Origin of the sequence: Dyadobacter sp. BE31, from assembly GCF_031457695.1 — a bacterium.
Lineage (GTDB): Bacteria > Bacteroidota > Bacteroidia > Cytophagales > Spirosomataceae > Dyadobacter.
On sequence record NZ_JAVDXA010000002.1, the window covers coordinates 620,117 to 636,006 of the forward strand.

14 protein-coding genes are annotated in these 15,890 nt (G+C 52.1%); 9 read left to right on the forward strand and 5 right to left on the reverse strand.

The features are described from left to right. Nucleotides 1–109 precede the first annotated feature (109 nt). From J2Y43_RS11360 to J2Y43_RS11400, 9 genes are all read left to right on the forward strand, one after another. Entirely contained in the window at nt 110–1,315 is a 1,206-nt protein-coding gene (locus J2Y43_RS11360; RefSeq protein WP_309982479.1) for a hypothetical protein, read from the forward strand. An 83-nt stretch (nt 1,316–1,398) separates the two neighbouring features. Then, on the forward strand, nt 1,399–2,526 hold the full coding sequence (locus J2Y43_RS11365; protein WP_309982481.1) for a hypothetical protein: 1,128 nt from the start codon (nt 1,399–1,401) through the stop codon (nt 2,524–2,526). A gap of 258 nt (nt 2,527–2,784) precedes the next feature. Continuing rightward, complete coding sequence (locus J2Y43_RS11370; protein WP_309982484.1) at nt 2,785–3,510, forward strand: hypothetical protein; 726 nt, start codon at nt 2,785–2,787, stop codon at nt 3,508–3,510. Nucleotides 3,511–3,587: 77 nt separating this feature from the next. Then, a complete protein-coding gene (locus J2Y43_RS11375; protein ID WP_309982486.1) occupies nt 3,588–4,787 on the forward strand; it encodes a tail fiber domain-containing protein in 1,200 nt (399 codons plus the stop codon). A gap of 77 nt (nt 4,788–4,864) precedes the next feature. After that, nucleotides 4,865–6,187, forward strand: a complete 1,323-nt coding sequence (locus J2Y43_RS11380) for a T9SS type A sorting domain-containing protein (RefSeq protein WP_309982488.1) — start codon at nt 4,865–4,867, stop codon at nt 6,185–6,187. 89 nt (nt 6,188–6,276) lie between these two features. Further along, nucleotides 6,277–7,002 carry a hypothetical protein gene (locus tag J2Y43_RS11385; RefSeq protein WP_309982490.1) on the forward strand — a complete coding sequence of 242 codons (726 nt, stop codon included), beginning with the start codon at nt 6,277–6,279 and terminating at the stop codon, nt 7,000–7,002. A gap of 85 nt (nt 7,003–7,087) precedes the next feature. Beyond that, the gene (locus tag J2Y43_RS11390; RefSeq protein ID WP_309982493.1) at nt 7,088–8,410 is read left to right on the forward strand and encodes a T9SS type A sorting domain-containing protein; all 1,323 of its coding nucleotides are present in this window, start codon (nt 7,088–7,090) and stop codon (nt 8,408–8,410) included. A gap of 90 nt (nt 8,411–8,500) precedes the next feature. Beyond that, nucleotides 8,501–8,938 (forward strand): hypothetical protein, encoded by a 438-nt coding sequence (locus J2Y43_RS11395; protein ID WP_309982495.1) that lies wholly within the window; start codon nt 8,501–8,503, stop codon nt 8,936–8,938. A gap of 96 nt (nt 8,939–9,034) precedes the next feature. Further along, nucleotides 9,035–9,682 carry a response regulator transcription factor gene (locus J2Y43_RS11400; protein ID WP_309982498.1) on the forward strand — a complete coding sequence of 216 codons (648 nt, stop codon included), beginning with the start codon at nt 9,035–9,037 and terminating at the stop codon, nt 9,680–9,682. 52 nt (nt 9,683–9,734) lie between these two features. Here the strand turns inward: J2Y43_RS11400 and J2Y43_RS11405 are convergent, their stop codons facing one another. The 5 genes from J2Y43_RS11405 to J2Y43_RS11425 all read right to left on the reverse strand — a co-directional run bounded on the left by J2Y43_RS11405 (nt 9,735) and on the right by J2Y43_RS11425 (nt 15,877). Next, on the reverse strand, nt 9,735–12,785 hold the full coding sequence (locus tag J2Y43_RS11405; RefSeq protein WP_309982500.1) for a two-component regulator propeller domain-containing protein: 3,051 nt from the start codon (nt 12,783–12,785) through the stop codon (nt 9,735–9,737). Between the two features lie 243 nt (nt 12,786–13,028). Beyond that, the gene (locus J2Y43_RS11410; protein WP_106593716.1) at nt 13,029–13,220 is read right to left on the reverse strand and encodes a cold-shock protein; all 192 of its coding nucleotides are present in this window, start codon (nt 13,218–13,220) and stop codon (nt 13,029–13,031) included. Nucleotides 13,221–13,295: 75 nt separating this feature from the next. After that, a complete protein-coding gene (locus J2Y43_RS11415; protein WP_309982504.1) occupies nt 13,296–14,699 on the reverse strand; it encodes an AraC family transcriptional regulator in 1,404 nt (467 codons plus the stop codon). Nucleotides 14,700–14,705: 6 nt separating this feature from the next. Beyond that, nucleotides 14,706–15,443 (reverse strand): porin family protein, encoded by a 738-nt coding sequence (locus tag J2Y43_RS11420; RefSeq protein ID WP_309982506.1) that lies wholly within the window; start codon nt 15,441–15,443, stop codon nt 14,706–14,708. A gap of 77 nt (nt 15,444–15,520) precedes the next feature. Next, a complete protein-coding gene (locus J2Y43_RS11425; RefSeq protein ID WP_309982509.1) occupies nt 15,521–15,877 on the reverse strand; it encodes a helix-turn-helix domain-containing protein in 357 nt (118 codons plus the stop codon). Nucleotides 15,878–15,890: the final 13 nt, after the last annotated feature.

Sequence of the window (15,890 nt, forward strand, 5' to 3'; positions counted from 1 at the left end):
TGTACGGTGGAGCTCAGCAACCACTTGAAAAAACGGGCCTACCTGTAAGGGGATTGGTTACAGGGACGGATCCTGCCGTCTTACAACAGGGGATTATTCATACGTCACAATGAGCAATTTTCTTGATTTACAAAACGGCTGGTACAATGGTTTGATCCAGGGATTAGGCCAGAGCCAGGACTCTTTTCAGATCATTCAGCCAGCACCTCCGATCGCAAGCGGCACCGCCGCAAACCCGACTTTCTGGGCCTACTACAATAATATCCCTCCTAAAACCTTGACAGCCCAGTTTGTTGCCAGCGGTGGTAACCAGTTTTATAACAATTACAGAGGCTTGCTTTCAGCACTCGTTCCTTCGCGGCAGATCGACGTGAAAGCAGACATCGGCGCGGAAAACTTTGCCGCGTGGCATGCTTACGTGCAAACACAGCCTGCGCCGAGCATGAATCAGATCCCGACCATGTTCAGAAACTGGGCGATGTTCAACGCGCCGGAAGTGGCCAATATCGGTTCATCCGATTACGCGGCCATTCTGCTCGACCCGATCGCAACGGCCCAGAATGAGCTCACATTAGTGTATACCAATGAAAAGGGCTTGCCTGTCAACTTCGATTGGCAGCTGAACTACGCCGATATGGTGAACCAACTGGCTAGTGCGCCTTCCCGCTCTTTCAATTTCAATAGCGGTACAATGAACAAAAACGTCAGCACCTCCTGGGCGGGCGGCTCCACGTCGGGTTTCTTCGGCCTTTGGGGCGGGAGCAGCTCTACCTCGACGCTCAGTGAGCAGTTCGCTTCCAGCACGGTTACGGTAGATGCCAGTTTTGAACACATCCTGGTGTTTTCCAACACGCCGGGTGCATGGTACTATTCTTCGGCAATGGGCCTGGCATATGCCAACCAAACCGGTAACCCATGGAGCGACAAATCGTCGATCAACTGGAACAATACATTCGGACCGAACGGTAACATGCAGTACTTCTCCGCGAACGTGATCGTTGCGTCGGGTATGTCTATTACTGTTACATCCAATGCCAAGTATTCTTCTGTGGATCAGCAGACGATCACTTCCAGCGGCTCGTCGGGTTTCTGGCCGTTCTATTCGGGCGATAGCGGCAGCACGTCTACCAACCGCGTGTCGTTCAACCAGGAGGGTAATATGACCATCACTACCAGCAGCATTCCGGGTGTACCTGTGGTGCTGGGTGTGAATGTATTGTCCGCTGGCGAGTTTGTGGGCCACTCTTCGAACCTGGGCATCTCGCTCTTCGAATCGGCCAAGGCATTTGCTGCCGACAGCCTGGCTGCTGCATAATGTTTGCTTTGGAAGGCTGGGTGACACCAGCCTTCTTCTTTTGATTTTACCGTGTGCCCGGAAACCATCATTCAGGAAGCAAGATGATAACTACCTACGATACGCCTACCGAAACGATGACGGCCATTACCGACGGATGGTACAACCGGTTGGCCGCCAGTCTCAACTTATCCGTCCAACATTTCCAGTTGCTGCAACCGCCCGGCGTACCTGCAAGCGATCAGGCCCTTTGGGATTGTTTCAACGTTGTGCCGCCCGCCACGCTCAAATACAATCGCTGGTACTACCAGCAGCCGACGTTTTTCAGTCAGTATGCTGCGGTGGTAAACAGGCTTTCGTTCCCGGAAAGTGCGTTCGTAAAGGACATCGGGGCTGATACGTATGTGCAATGGCAGGCTTACCTGAAATCCATTTCACCTCCGCCACCGGCCAATACCTTGCCTACCGTGTGGTTCCAATGGGCGGTGGTGAATGCACCCTCGGTAGCCAACATCGGCCGTTCCGATCTCGCTACACAGCTATTGATCAGCGGTGCGCAGGCTGTGCTGGAACCCTATGAAGGTCCTGATGCCATACCTGCCGATTTTTCCCCTTCTTTTTCTGACCTCCAAAATACCCTAAGCGCTTCAACCGGAACGAGCTTTTCGTTCGATTCCATCAACGACGACCCGGACGTTTCCAACTCCTGGGTACCGGGCGACGATCCTAACTATTTCGGGATGTGGACGGGCAGTTCGGCTGTGTTTCACATCAGCCGGAAGTTCGCATCGAGCAAGATCACCGTTTCCATGCAATTCGACCATTTTGCGACGGTATCCGTCACGCCGGGGCAATGGTACAATTCCGCGTTGCTGCACCAGGCCTGGGCGTCGCAGTCGACCCCGCCGTGGATCGATAGTTCCGACTGGCAGACCTATTTTGGAGCCAGCGGCAGCCTTACCCACGCGGTGGGTTCCCTGTTAGCCGCCGATGGCATTACCCTTACCCTCACCTCGGATGCCGACTTCACTCAGTCGGAACAAACGCTCATCAAAGGCCTCGTAGCAGCGGGCGACTGGCCGGTTTATTGCCCCATCACATCACCGGCCATTTCCAACACCATTAGTACCGGCCCCGGATCCATGACTATCCAGTTCAAATCCGCACCCGGAAATCCTGTGGTATTAGGATTTAATGTGTTGGATATCCGCAGCTATGTCGGGGCGGGTTGAGAAATAGCATATTTTAAAGATCGTGAAAGGTCTGCATCCTGCTGTGGTGCAGACCTTTTTGCTTTGCATTCAATCGGTATTTTGTGGATAACCAATGCTTGGCTGCGCGAATTATTCTTATTGAAACGTAATATAAATTCTACTTTGTAGGGCTTAGTCTACGATAACTATTTCTTATGTCGACAGGCTGATAAAATCCGGGGGTAGTAGGTTTGTTCTGTTTCAAACTCAACCAAAGTTCCACAAACAAATCACTACATGAAAGCAATTCGACTCTTTTCAGCCTTGGCGATCACCATGACCCTGGCAACAAGTGCTGCCACTTTTGGTCAGGTAAAGATCGGCTCCAATCCGACGACGATCGATCCGAACAACAACCTCGAAGTTGAGAGCGCGGACCCTGCCAAGAAAATCAGTATTCACAAAACTACTGGTAAACTGACCATCGCCGACGGCTCACAAGGCGATAAAAAGGTGCTGACCTCCGATGCGAACGGCGTAGCGACCTGGCAAAGCCAATCGGAACTTGCGATTCCGGTCACCGCATTCAGCGGCGCAATTACCGGCCTGGCTACGATTCCTACTTTCACCACCCACGACCAGATCGACCAGCGTCTTCCGCTGGTGCCTACTTTGGGTGCTGCTGATTGGGATGCGGGTACCAAACGGTTTATAGTTCCGGTGGCCGGTACTTACTCAGTGCAGGTCGGTTTGTCTTGTATCAGTACAACAGGTGCCGGCGTGACACTTTGGACGAGGATCTGGGTCGTTTCAGAGAACGGCGGCCCGATATTCAAAGGCACGAGCCCAATGGGTCTCACCGCCGGTGACTGGCAGTCGGTGGTTTACACCGGAAAATTGAATGCCGGAGACGGTATTTCGCTGGAAGGCTACACCATGCAAACCGACGGTAACCCGCCGGTGAACCCGATCTGGACCGGTACCTGCGGGCGTGCATACATGACCGTTACGAAGATCGATTAAGAGCTTACACAACAGCATACCTTACCCTGTTTACGCGCAGTCGTTCCTGTGATTGCCATTTCAAAAACAAACACGTTATGAAAACAAAACAACTACTATCCGCCATTTCTTTTGCTGCCGTTACAGCTTTGACGACGACGGCTATGGCTCAGGTAAAAATTGGTTCGAATCCAACCACCATTACGCCGGGAGCTAACCTGGATGTGGAAGGCCAAAACAGCACGCACACAGTAGTACTGCAATCGGGTCATGTGGGCATTAATCATTCGAACCCGCCGACCACATTGCATGTTCAGGCAGTTTCGAACCTGGATCTTCCATCGGCAGCCAACGTAGTGGCGCGGTTTGATCCGCTGGGTGGTTCGAATATCGATTCCGCAGCCTCTATTGCAATCAACGCGGGACGAGCTGTGGTAGGGTTTGACATCGACCCGGAGCAGAGCAAGTATGCCTTTTTACGATCCAATTCGGCTACCGATCTTCGGTTGCAGGTAATAGACGACGGCTTGGTTCTTCAGGAGAATGCATTCTTCATGCAAAGTTCGGGCAGTCGCACGGGTTACATTGGTCTTAATACCGAGGCGCCGCAATCACGTCTGGATGTGAGAGGCGACATTAAAGTTATAGCAAACCCAGGTACTCAAACCGGTAACATCTGGAATGGCACTTCCAATGTCAACGGTTTTGAAGTGCGCAGTACCCCTGCTGGCGACGTTTGGGTGGGAATCCAGCGTGCAGGATCGGTTTCTCCATTGCACGTTTCGAAGCCGGCCGGCACTACTACGGGAGAGATGATCAATTTTGCTGTCGGTGGTATCGGTATGGGTAATATCACGCACTCCGCAGCGGGAATTCAATACAATACTACTTCCGATGCACGTCTGAAAGAAAATATCCGCATCTCGAAATTCGGCTTGGAGACCCTGAAATCTGTCAAAGTATATGACTATAATTTTAAGGCGGACACTCAAAAGACGCTTTCCACAGGGGTGCTCGCTCAGGAGCTTCATAAGATATACCCACAAGCCGTGCACGTAGGCGGAGCCGACGCCAAGGTGTCACCCTGGGTAGTGGATTACAGCAAGTTGATCCCCGTGCTGGTTAAATCGGTGCAGGAGCTCAGCGACGAAGTAGAATTGCTAAGAAAAGAAAAAGCCCAGTTGAGCGCGGAGTTGAAACTGAAAGAAGCAGCTTACTCAGAACTCGACAGCCGGGTAACCCAGGTGGAAAAAATGCTCAGCGCAGGTGCCGAAGGCACGAAATCCGTGAGCAGATAGGCACATCATTCATTTTCGGGCATATCGCAACGCTGTGCGCTTTGCCATTATGCCTGTCATTTAACCAACGCGAAACAATGAAAGAACTTTATACCAGTTCATCCGGTAACGGGTGGCGCAGCATGGCGGTTTCGGCCGCACTGCTTTTAGTCGGGCACCTGGCGCAGGCGCAGGAAGGCAGCCAGGGTAATACCACGATTTTCGGCGGGGCCGAGATGACGTTTTTCAGTAACCACAACTTCGTAACAGGGGGCGGAGGCGCCCAGCCGGGCGTTATCCTGACCGAGCGAGCTGCCGGGAACTTCGGCGTGCTCAACTTCTCGGGCGACAACCTGACTTCCACCGGTGCGTCCGACGCGGGCTATGTGGATGGGTATGTGCGCAAGTACGGGGCAGGCGCATTTATCTTTCCCGTCGGTGATAACGGTTTTGTAGGGCAGTTCGCAGCTGCGGCCGATGGGGTAATGGGTGCGTATTTCCACGCCGATGCCAACACAGCCGTCACGAGCAACCTTTTCACCGGTTCCAATTATGCGCCGCTGCCGACCGGCGGTCCCTTCCCGACCAGCAACATGGGAACGAATGTGGACGTGGTGAGCACCGTCGAATACTGGGATATCGACGGATCTAATGCCACACCGCTGACATTGACATGGGACGCCGGAAGCGCGATCGGCACATTGACGACCAACCAGCTCAACAAGCTCTCGATTGTGGGATGGGACGGTACGCAATGGGTGGCGATTCCTTCCAAAGTGGATGTTACCTCCATATTGGGCGGTGCCAGCGACCTGACGGCCGGTTCTATCACCACCGTTTCACCGCTTGCGCCGAACACGTATACCGCCTATACATTCGCGTCGCTGACGCTGCCATTGCCTGTGACGCTCACCCGCTTTACGGCTGTTGCAGAAGGAAAAACGGCGCTGCTGGCCTGGGCAACGACCGAAGAAACCAATAGCGACCGCTTCGAAATAGAGCGTAGCGCCGATGGTAAAAAGTGGGCCATGATCGGCTCTGTGGCGTCTACGGGTGAAAGTAAGGTACTTGTGAATTACAAGTTTACGGATGGCGCCCCGTTGTGGGGCGAGAATCTTTACCGCCTGAAAATGGTCGACAAGGACGAAACGTACGCGTATAGCGCGATCCGTAACGTGCAGGTGAAGGGCGAGGCGATCCGGCCTTATCCTAACCCGGTGTCGGACAAGTTATTGATCGGCAGTTTCACGAAAGTGAAGCAAGTATCGGTTAAAAACACGGCCGGGCAGAGTCTCATGACGGTTCAAAAGGTGTCTGACGACGGCATCGATGTCAGCAAACTAACGCCTGGCGTCTATATCGTAACCCTGACCCTGTTTGACGGCACTATCAGCACACACAAAGTAGCCGTTACCAGGTAAGGTAAAGTTTGCCTGGGTTACAGCTTGTGTCCCAGGCCTCTGCTTCCATCATTCCGGTTAAACTACTTGTATCAAAAACAAAATCTATTATGAAAAGAACTAAGTTATTTTCAGCGTTCATATTCGCTTTGGGTCTTACTGCGTCATCTGTTTCCTTCGCACAGGTTAAAATTGGAAGCAATCCTACGACAATCGACCCCAATAACAACCTGGAAGTAGAAGCTTCCACACCCGGAAGAAAAACCGCCATCAACAAAACGACAGGACAGATAACCATTACGGATGGCACTCAAGGGGCAGGGAAGGTTCTTACTTCCGATGCCAATGGTGGTGCCAGCTGGCAAACAAGCTCGGTGGGCTGCGCGAGCTTCGATGCGAGTGGGGCTAATACAACCACGCCTGTCAATAATATTGGTGTATTTTCGCCTACCAAGCTGATTGCCGGCAATGTTGCTTATTCTGCATCAGGTGCTTACAACAATGCAACCGGTGAGTACACCATCCCTGAGAATGGGTTCTACATTTTTCACGGATCGGCTGGAACTTATAATGTTGCTGCCGGCACTACGGGTGACAGAAATACCACCCTGCAATTGGTTTCAACTTCCAAGGGACTTTTAAGTTATAGCGTTTCTTCGGAATTGAGTTACGGAGTTGGCGCTTGGCAGGAAGTAACATCTGCCAATTATTTTACTGCGGGCGATATCGTCACGTTTCAAATTGATTCCGGTCATGTTAGCGGGGTGAAGCCCGATTCGGTAGATGTGCGTTCTATTTTTTTCTCGGGCACTCGCGTCGATTGTAATAAAAATTAGAATTTGATCAATAGGAACTATTGCAATTTCCATTGATACGCAACAGGTCATTAGGCGCTCCTAATGCCATTAAACAGACGGACCAGTGAAACAACAATATACCAATCCACCTGGAAAGAGATGGGCAAGCATGGCGGTTTCGGCCGCACTGCTTTTAGTCGGGCACCTGGCGCAGGCGCAGGAAGGCAGCCAGGGCAATACCACGATTTTCGGCGGGGCCGAGATGACGTTTTTCAGTAACCACAACTTCGTAACAGGGGGCGGAGGCGCCCAGCCGGGCGTAATCCTGACCGAGCGAGCTGCCGGCAACTTCGGCGTGCTCAACTTCTCGGGTGACAACCTGACTTCCACCGGCGCCTCCGACGCGGGCTATGTGGATGGGTATGTGCGCAAGTACGGGGCAGGCGCATTCATCTTTCCCGTCGGTGATAACGGTTTTGTAGGGCAGTTCGCAGCTGCGGCCGATGGGGTAATGGGTGCGTATTTCCACGCCGATGCCAACACAGCCGTCACGAGCAACTTGTTCACAGGCTCTAATTATGCGCCGCTACCGACCGGCGGCCCCTTCCCGACCAGCAACATGGGAACGAATGTGGACGTGGTGAGCACCGTCGAATACTGGGATATCGACGGATCGAATGCCACACCACTGACATTGACATGGGACGCCGGAAGCGCGATCGGCACATTAACGACCAACCAGCTCAACAAGCTCTCGATTGTGGGATGGGACGGTACGCAATGGGTGGCGATTCCTTCCAAAGTGGATGTTACCTCCATATTGGGCGGTGCCAGCGACCTGACGGCCGGTTCTATCACCACCGTTTCACCGCTTGCGCCGAACACGTATACCGCCTACACATTCGGGTCGCTGACGCTGCCATTGCCTGTGACGCTCACTCGCTTTACGGCTGTCGCAGAAGGAAAAACGGCGCTGCTGGCCTGGGCAACGACCGAAGAAACCAATAGCGACCGCTTCGAAATAGAGCGTAGCGCCGATGGTAAAAAGTGGGCCATGATCGGCTCTGTGGCGTCTACGGGCGAAAGTAAGGTACTTGTGAATTACAAGTTTACGGATGGTGCCCCGTTGTCGGGCGAGAATCTTTACCGCCTGAAAATGGTCGACAAGGACGAAACGTACGCGTATAGCGCGATCCGTAACGTGCAGGTGAAGGGCGAGGCGATCCGGCCTTATCCTAACCCGGTGTCGGACAAGCTATTGATCGGCAGTTTCACGAAAGTGAAGCAAGTATCGGTTAAAAACACGGCCGGGCAGAGTCTCATGACGGTTCAAAAGGTGTCTGACGACGGCATCGATGTCAGCAAACTAACGCCTGGCGTCTATATCGTAACCCTGACCCTGTTTGACGGCACTATCAGCACACACAAAGTAGCCGTTACCAGGTAGCGCAATCACAATCCGGCTTCTCCCGGGCTTACTGACAGAGCCCGGGAGAATAACCTGCACCCATTAAAAAGAATAACCTCGCTCTACGACATGGCGATTTTAATCGTTACGGATAACCCCACTCTGAACATCGGTTTGCGCACCATTATCATCGGTGAATTTCCTGATATTACCATCTTCGAAGCGGAAACGCTTCAAAAAACGCTCGTATTAACCTTCGGCCAGCCCGTTAACATCGTGGTCCTCGACGCCGGTGTTGCCGATGGAAAGAATATCGCTTTACTCGATACATTTAAAAAGGCTAATCCCCAGACAGCGGTGATTGTGTACCTGGGTGACGAATTTGAGTATATTTATGCGTTTGCCAGGGCGGGTATCACTGCGCTGATTTCCCGGAAGTCCGACGCGGTGGAGGTCGCGGAAGCATTGCATCGCGCCTCGAAACGGCTACGGTTCATCAGTTTCGATATTCAGCAAATACTGCTTTCGGACATTGCGGCCGGCCCTGCAAACCGTCGGAAAGGCTAAATATTGATTTAAGGAAAATAAAGAAAAGATGATTTGTGAATTATTACTACAATTGTATATTATTTTATAGAAACACCTCTACAATGCGCTTAACTCATGAACATCCTTGTCGTTGAAGATCACTTTCTGGTTCGGATGAGTATGAAGATTGTGCTGCAAGAGCTTTACAGCCAGGCCAGCATCGACGAATCTGATAGCTTCGACCATGCCGTCGCTCGCATGCGGGGCAATACGTACGACCTTATTCTGCTCGATATCGAGCTCCCTGGCGGGCAAGGCACTGCGATGGTGGGCCGAATCCGCCAATTTCAGCCCGACACGCCGATCCTCATCTGTTCCGCTGCCGACGAACAGCAGAATGCGCTCGCATTCATCGCTGCCGGCGCAAACGGTTTCCTTTCCAAAACCGCCGAGAAGAGCGAGACGATCAAAGCCATTATGACAGTGGTGAAAAAGAGCCGGTATGTGAGCCAGGCAGTGCAGGAGAGATTGCTCGACGTGGCGACCTACGGCAAACAGAAACGGACGCGGCCTTTTGGGATCAAAAGCCTTTCAGGGCGCGAAAGAGAAATCACGGAATTGCTGATTGCCGGGAAATGGGTAAAGGAAATTGCCGCCCATCTCGATATTCAATCCAACACCGTGAGCACTTATAAAGCAAGAATATTTGAAAAACTGGGTGTCGATAATGTCATCGACCTCGCCACCAAGATCAGGCAGCCCGAGGTTCCCGAGCGGCCCTGACGGTCTATCGTCAGGCGCATTTTATCAGGCACCCTTGGTCAGGCACCCTTAGTCAGGCACCCCGTGAAAATGAGCGGAAGGTGAGCGTGACCCTCGTCCCCGGATCGAGCCGTTCCATTTCAATGCGGTCGGTTACGGACGGCGCCAGTTCCTTGATCATCGCCAGTCCGATCCCGGTTTGTGGCCATGAAGCCGGCAATGGTTTGTCTTCCATAAACCAGGCAAGTAGTTCTTTCGATATGCCCCGCCCGTTATCTTCGATGATCAGCTGCAACCGGCTGTCGCGATGGGCAATGTAAGCCCTGATCTCGCCATTGTCGGTGTACTTGTTGGCATTATCGATGATGTTATGGATCACGATTTTGAGCAGCTGCTGGTGGGTTTCGATGAACGTGTCGGCCGGTATCAGGTTCTGGAATGTATTGGAATTGATTTTCGTGTTCTTGCCGTAGAGCTGCATATTCTCTTCGAGCAGTTCGTGCAGCGATACGGTTTCACTCTTCGGTTCGTGCTTGTACACCTGTATTTTCACATAAGCCAGCAGATCTTCCAACGAGCCCTTTACCATGCGCAATGCATCTTCGATGTTTTTGCCAAAAAGCGACACCATGTCGAACTGTTGCCGCTCGATCATCTTCTGCATTTCACCCGCTACGATAATCGCCGCCCCGAGCGGGGAGCGGACGTCGTGCGCAATGGATGCCATCAGGCGCGATTGCAGGTGCATTTGGTCGAGGAGTTCGTTTTGTGAACTTTCCAGATCGCGTAACGTGCCCTGCAACTGACTGGTGCGCTCGCTGATCTGAAGTTCCAGCAGCCGGCTCCGTCGCTGTACCGACCGGATCCTGTATTTCAGGTAGAGGAATGCAGCCAGAAAAGCCGCCAGCAGGATCGACAGGTAAAACCACCAGGTCTGGTACCAGAATGGGGGCACATCGATATCGAGGGTTTCGTAACCGTAATTACTAATGCCGAAACCATTCTTTTTCCGTACATGCAAGGTGTAATGCCCTTTGCCGAGGGTAGAAATGTTGATCGTCGCTTTGTTGGCAACGGGCGCATCGATGGTGAGCCAATCGGCGGCGGTAGGCGTGCTGCCGCGTTCCGCGAGGGCGTAAGAGAACTCGACATTGTAATCATTCCCGAAAAACGGCGTATTGACTTCCAATTTCAGCTGCTTTTGATTTTGCAGGAAAGAGATGTGCTTCTGAGGGGTAGTCAGGGTTTTCTGGTCGATCTCGATCCGGTCGATGACAATTTTCCTGTCGGGCATTTCGGTAGGTATTTGTTCCGGTTTAAACCACACCAGGCCATTAATAGATGGCAAAGACACGATCCCGGAAGGTAGCCGGACTGCGCAGGGTTCGCATCCCCCATTAAATTCATTGCTATTGAACCCTTCGGTTTTCGAATAGTGGTGATAGTAGAGTTCCGCCGGTTTATCGGCGTAGTCCCAGAGATCTTTCTTTAGCACCTGGAACAATCCCCGGTTGGTGGGGATCCAGAAAAAGCCATTTCTATCTTCCACAATGCAATGTGCATTGGCCAGATACCCTTTGCGGTCAAGCGGGAAGTGTGTGAGTTTCCCGTCTCTCAGTAGAAAAAAGCCGTCTTTGTAAGTCGTTATCCAGAGCTCGGCGTTGTTTGGAGAAATGTACAGGCTCCGGATATAGATTCCTTCCAATCCCTTGATTTCGGAAACTTGCTTCGTTTTGCGTATAACCCTGAACAGGCCCTGGCCGGTACCTACCCAGAGCGTCCCGGCCGGTTGTTCTACCACCCAGGATACATTGGTGAGCGGCCCTTTGAGGAACGGGGAAGGCTGGCTGGCCGGGTTAAAAGGCGCGCCGATGGAAAACAGGCCTTCTGTACGCGTCGCGATCCAGATCGTTTTGTCGGGGCCCTGGTAGAGTTGGGTGATTTCCGAAGGTAATGTCCACGTGAGTTTAATCGTCGATCCGTCGGGTGAGAGCATCATCAGCCTGGTTGCGCGCTTGCACCAGATGAAGCCGTTATGGTCTTTCAGAATACTGGATTTATCCCAAAACACGCTGCTGGTCACCAACGGAAGCTGCCTGCTCGTGATATTCCCGGAACCGTCGGTGGTGTAAGCAATGCCCTGGTTAGACAGCACCGTGTTTTTATCAATCAGTGTTTGGCCGTAATAAACCTGGTCGGTGTTGGGATAGGGGGAGGCCAGTGTGCTGAATTTTTTCCGGGTAAGTACAAAAAGGCCGCTGAGTTGGCTGCCGATAAAAATACGCTGGGTTTTGGCATCGTAATAGATGGCATTCACCTGCTCCTTCCCGAGATCATAGCCTGTCAGGATCAACTCGGAATTCAAATCCCCGTTCCGTTCAGGCACCAGCCGGTAAACCGACGTACCTACCTGTACAAACGTCTGCTGAGTTGCATTGCTCCAATACAATACGTATTTACCTTGCCGGTACAAAGCCTCGTAGGTGAGTGCCCCCTTTACAACGGCCGGTTTCGGCCCGAATGGGGCAGACTCAATCGGGAACCGGTTGAGTCTGCCGTTCTTGAGGTGATACAGATTGTCCCCGATCCGAAAGAAATGCCAGGGGACCTCTTCGATCCATCCAATGCTCCCTGCACGTTTTTTCTGCTTGTAGTAGGACAGCGTAGTACCGTTGAAAACGAAAAAGCGGTCGTTACCGACGGGAATCACCGAGTAGTTTGGATATGGGTTTCCATAATACAACCTCGGGTGGCGCTCCACAATTTGTCCTTCGTGTTTCCGGGGGAAAAGGAATGGCTGCTGTTTGATATAGGCATGCAAGCCGGAGTCGAGTACGGCCTTGCCCTGATGTACATGAATAAATTCCCAGTCGTCGTTCAGTGCGAAAAAACCGCTTGGCGCCGGACGCGGGTCAATGTGAAAAGAGCCGACGATTGCCGCGGAATAGGTTTTGCCAAAATCGTCGAAAATCTTGAAATTTTTGCCATCGAACCGCGCGAGCCCACGTTGGGTGGAGAGCCACATATAACCCAATTCATCCTGCGCGATGGCATAAACACTGTTTTGAGGCAGGCCGTCTTCGTCCGTGTAATGTTCAATACGAAACGATTCTGCTACTGGCAAACGGGCGTGTTGAGACCAGGTACAGAGCGGATTGCAAAACTGTAAAAACAACAAAAGATAAAAAGGACGGGTGCTTTTATTCACTGGTAAGGCTAATGCGTACTGAATGATCGACAATATAGAAATTATTCTACGTATTTCGATGAATGAAATGCGCGGTAGTCGCTCGTGTGTAGTGTACCCCCTAAAAACAAAAAATCCTCCGGGATGGAGGATTTTTTGTGTGCCGAATCAAGCGATTGCTCAGGCTAACGTAACGTTGACAGCATTCAGTCCTTTCCGGCCGTTCTCTACTTCGTAAGTTACAAGGTCGTTTTCACGAACATTGTCTTTCAGGCCTGATGTGTGTACAAAAATGTCATTTCCTCCATCTTCCGGAGTAATGAAACCGAAACCTTTCGTTTCATTAAAAAACTTAACCCTTCCCTTGTTCATACTTTTACTTTTTTGTTAAGCTTCAAAGGTAGGATAAAATTCCGACGTTGTAACGGAAATATATTATTTGTAGGACTAACGGCGGACATCAGCCAGCTTTCGGTAGCGTTCGTCAAATAAATTTCCTGAAAGCCAGTCCCTTATAATGTACTTAAAGAAAAGCATCGGCGGCTCGTGTTTGTCGGTAGCCGCCTGAAAATGCGCGAGAGCCGTCTCCGTTTCGCCGATCGACGCGTTGACAATGCCCATATCGTAGTGCGCCACGACGCCGGTTTGATGCAGCGCGTTCATTTGCGTGAGAATATCCCTCGCACTTTCAACTTCGCCCGACAATCCGAAAAGGACACCGCATGCGCTGAGCGTAATGCCGTTGTAATTGATTTCCAAGGCGGCTTCAAGCGCGTCCTGGGCTGCCGGATACTGTTTGAGAGTGATCAGGTTGAGGCCGGTAATCATGTGTCCGCCCCAGAACGAAGGATCCAGCGCCACGAGTTTACGTCCCTGCTCCACCGCGAGATCGAACCGGGCCGAAATCCAGTACACATATGCGGCGTAAAAATTATTGATCAGCGAGAAAGGTTCAAGTGTCAGCGCCAGGGCTGCCTCTTCCTCGGCTTCGGCAGGGTGATCGGTGAGGGCGAGGTACAATGCATACTGCCCGTGCAGGTCGGCCGTGTTCCAGTTGAGTTCCAACGCCTTGTTGAACGACGCGGAAGCGGCGGCAAAATCCCACTCGTACAGCATTTGCATGCGTGCCAGGGCGAGGTAGCTTTCCGCGATGGCGTCGTCCAGGGCGAGGGCCTGCCCGGTGGCTTCCTTCATGAGCGGCAAAGCTTTCGCGGCGGGCATATGCCGGTAAAACCACATGTTCAGATAGCAGGAAGCAATGCCCGAGTAGGCAATCGCATAAGTGGGATCGATTTCCAGTGCCGCGCGGAAATACCCGATCGCCTTCTGGTAATCGTCGCTTCCGCCAAACTTGTTGTGGTAAAACCGTGCCCGGAGGTACAGCTGGTAAGCCTCCTTATTGTTGGTATAGCGTTTGAATGCCAAAACAGGCTTTTCACCCAGCAGTTCGACTTTCACCGCACCCAGAATGGCCTGTGCAATCTCTTCCTGCACATCGAATATGTCCTCCAAATCCCGGTCGTATTTTTCTGACCAGACGGCAGTCCCGTCTCCGGTATTCACCAGTCGTGCGGTAATGTGCAGCTGGCTGGCCGAGGTTTGCAGGCTGCCTTCCAGGATATGCCCCACTTGCAGTTGCCCACCGATCCACTGCGGATCGTATATTTTGCCTTTGAATGTAAACGACGAGGTCCGGCCGGCGACCTGCAAGCCGGGTACGCGGCTCAGTACATTGATGATCTCCTCTGTAACACCATCGCTGAAATACTCTTCTTCGGGATCGTTGCTCACGTTGGCGAATGGAAGAACAGCGACGGTTATCGGTGCAAATGGCAGGTTTTCAGGCAGCATAATGAATTATTTGAGGATTGGTACCGTCACGCCCACGAACACCGAGGCGCCACGATTATGAATTTTGACGGCATCATCACGGCCATCATTGGTATTGGATGCGAGATTATATAAGCCCAGGTGATAGCGCCCTTCCAGAAACACTTTGATACGGCCAATCGGATACGCCACACCCGCACCGGCCGTCAGGCCCGCATCGAATGTGCTCACCGCATCGTTGCCCGAATAGGATTGGGTCGTTGTAACCTCTGACTTTTTCTCCCCGCTTACGTAAGTCGCTGTGGTGGTTGCCAACTTCTGTGGTCCGGTTCGGAAGCGAATTTCGGGGCCGGCGGAGATGATGGCTTCCAGTTTCTCGGTCAGGTGAGGCCGGTATTGTGCTACAATCGGTAATTCGAAATAGTTGATCTGGATCACGCCCTTCACAGTCCTTTGATACGGCGGGCCAGGCGTTATGATAATGCCCGTCCCCGGTTGGTTCGGGCGGACAGTAGCGCCGCGGGAAGAAAATCCCGGTTCGGCCTGAATGCTGAATGCCGGCCCCAGCTGGTAGTTGAAAACTACGGCGAAATTGGGCGCGATCCGGTCGTCGAAATTGCTGATGTTGCTGTTTTGGGCATTCATAGTGCTGAAATTGACGCCGCCCTTCAATCCCAGGCTTAGCTGGGCCTGGGCCGTGTGGCTGATCAAATAGCAGGCAGCTGCGGACAATGCTGCTTTGAAGATTGGTCGGAATGATCGCATGGCTAAGTAATTTGGTAAAATAGATGTACGGCAATTAACAAAAAAACTTTAAGTAACCGTAGGTCTATTCCGGTTTATTATGCCACTACGCCTTTGCGGTAAAGCATCCCCCATCCGGCGATTTCGTTGATGATCGGCTCCACGGACCGGCCGTATTCAGTTAGCTCGTATTCGACCGTTACGGGTTTCGTGTCGATCACCCGGCGGGTGATGAGCTGGTTCATTTCCATGTCGTGTAATTCCTTCGAAAGCATTTTGGCGGCAATACCGTCCACTTCGCGCAGCAGGTCCATGAAGCGCATTTTGTCGTTAAGCAGGAGCGTGCCCAAAATATGGAACTTCCATTTTCCCGAAAGGATCTCCATCGCATCCTTGATAGCGAGGATCTTTTTCCTGCATTGCGGCGAGGTGTTGCACGAAGCTTGTTTCTTCATTCTTTCTTGCCTG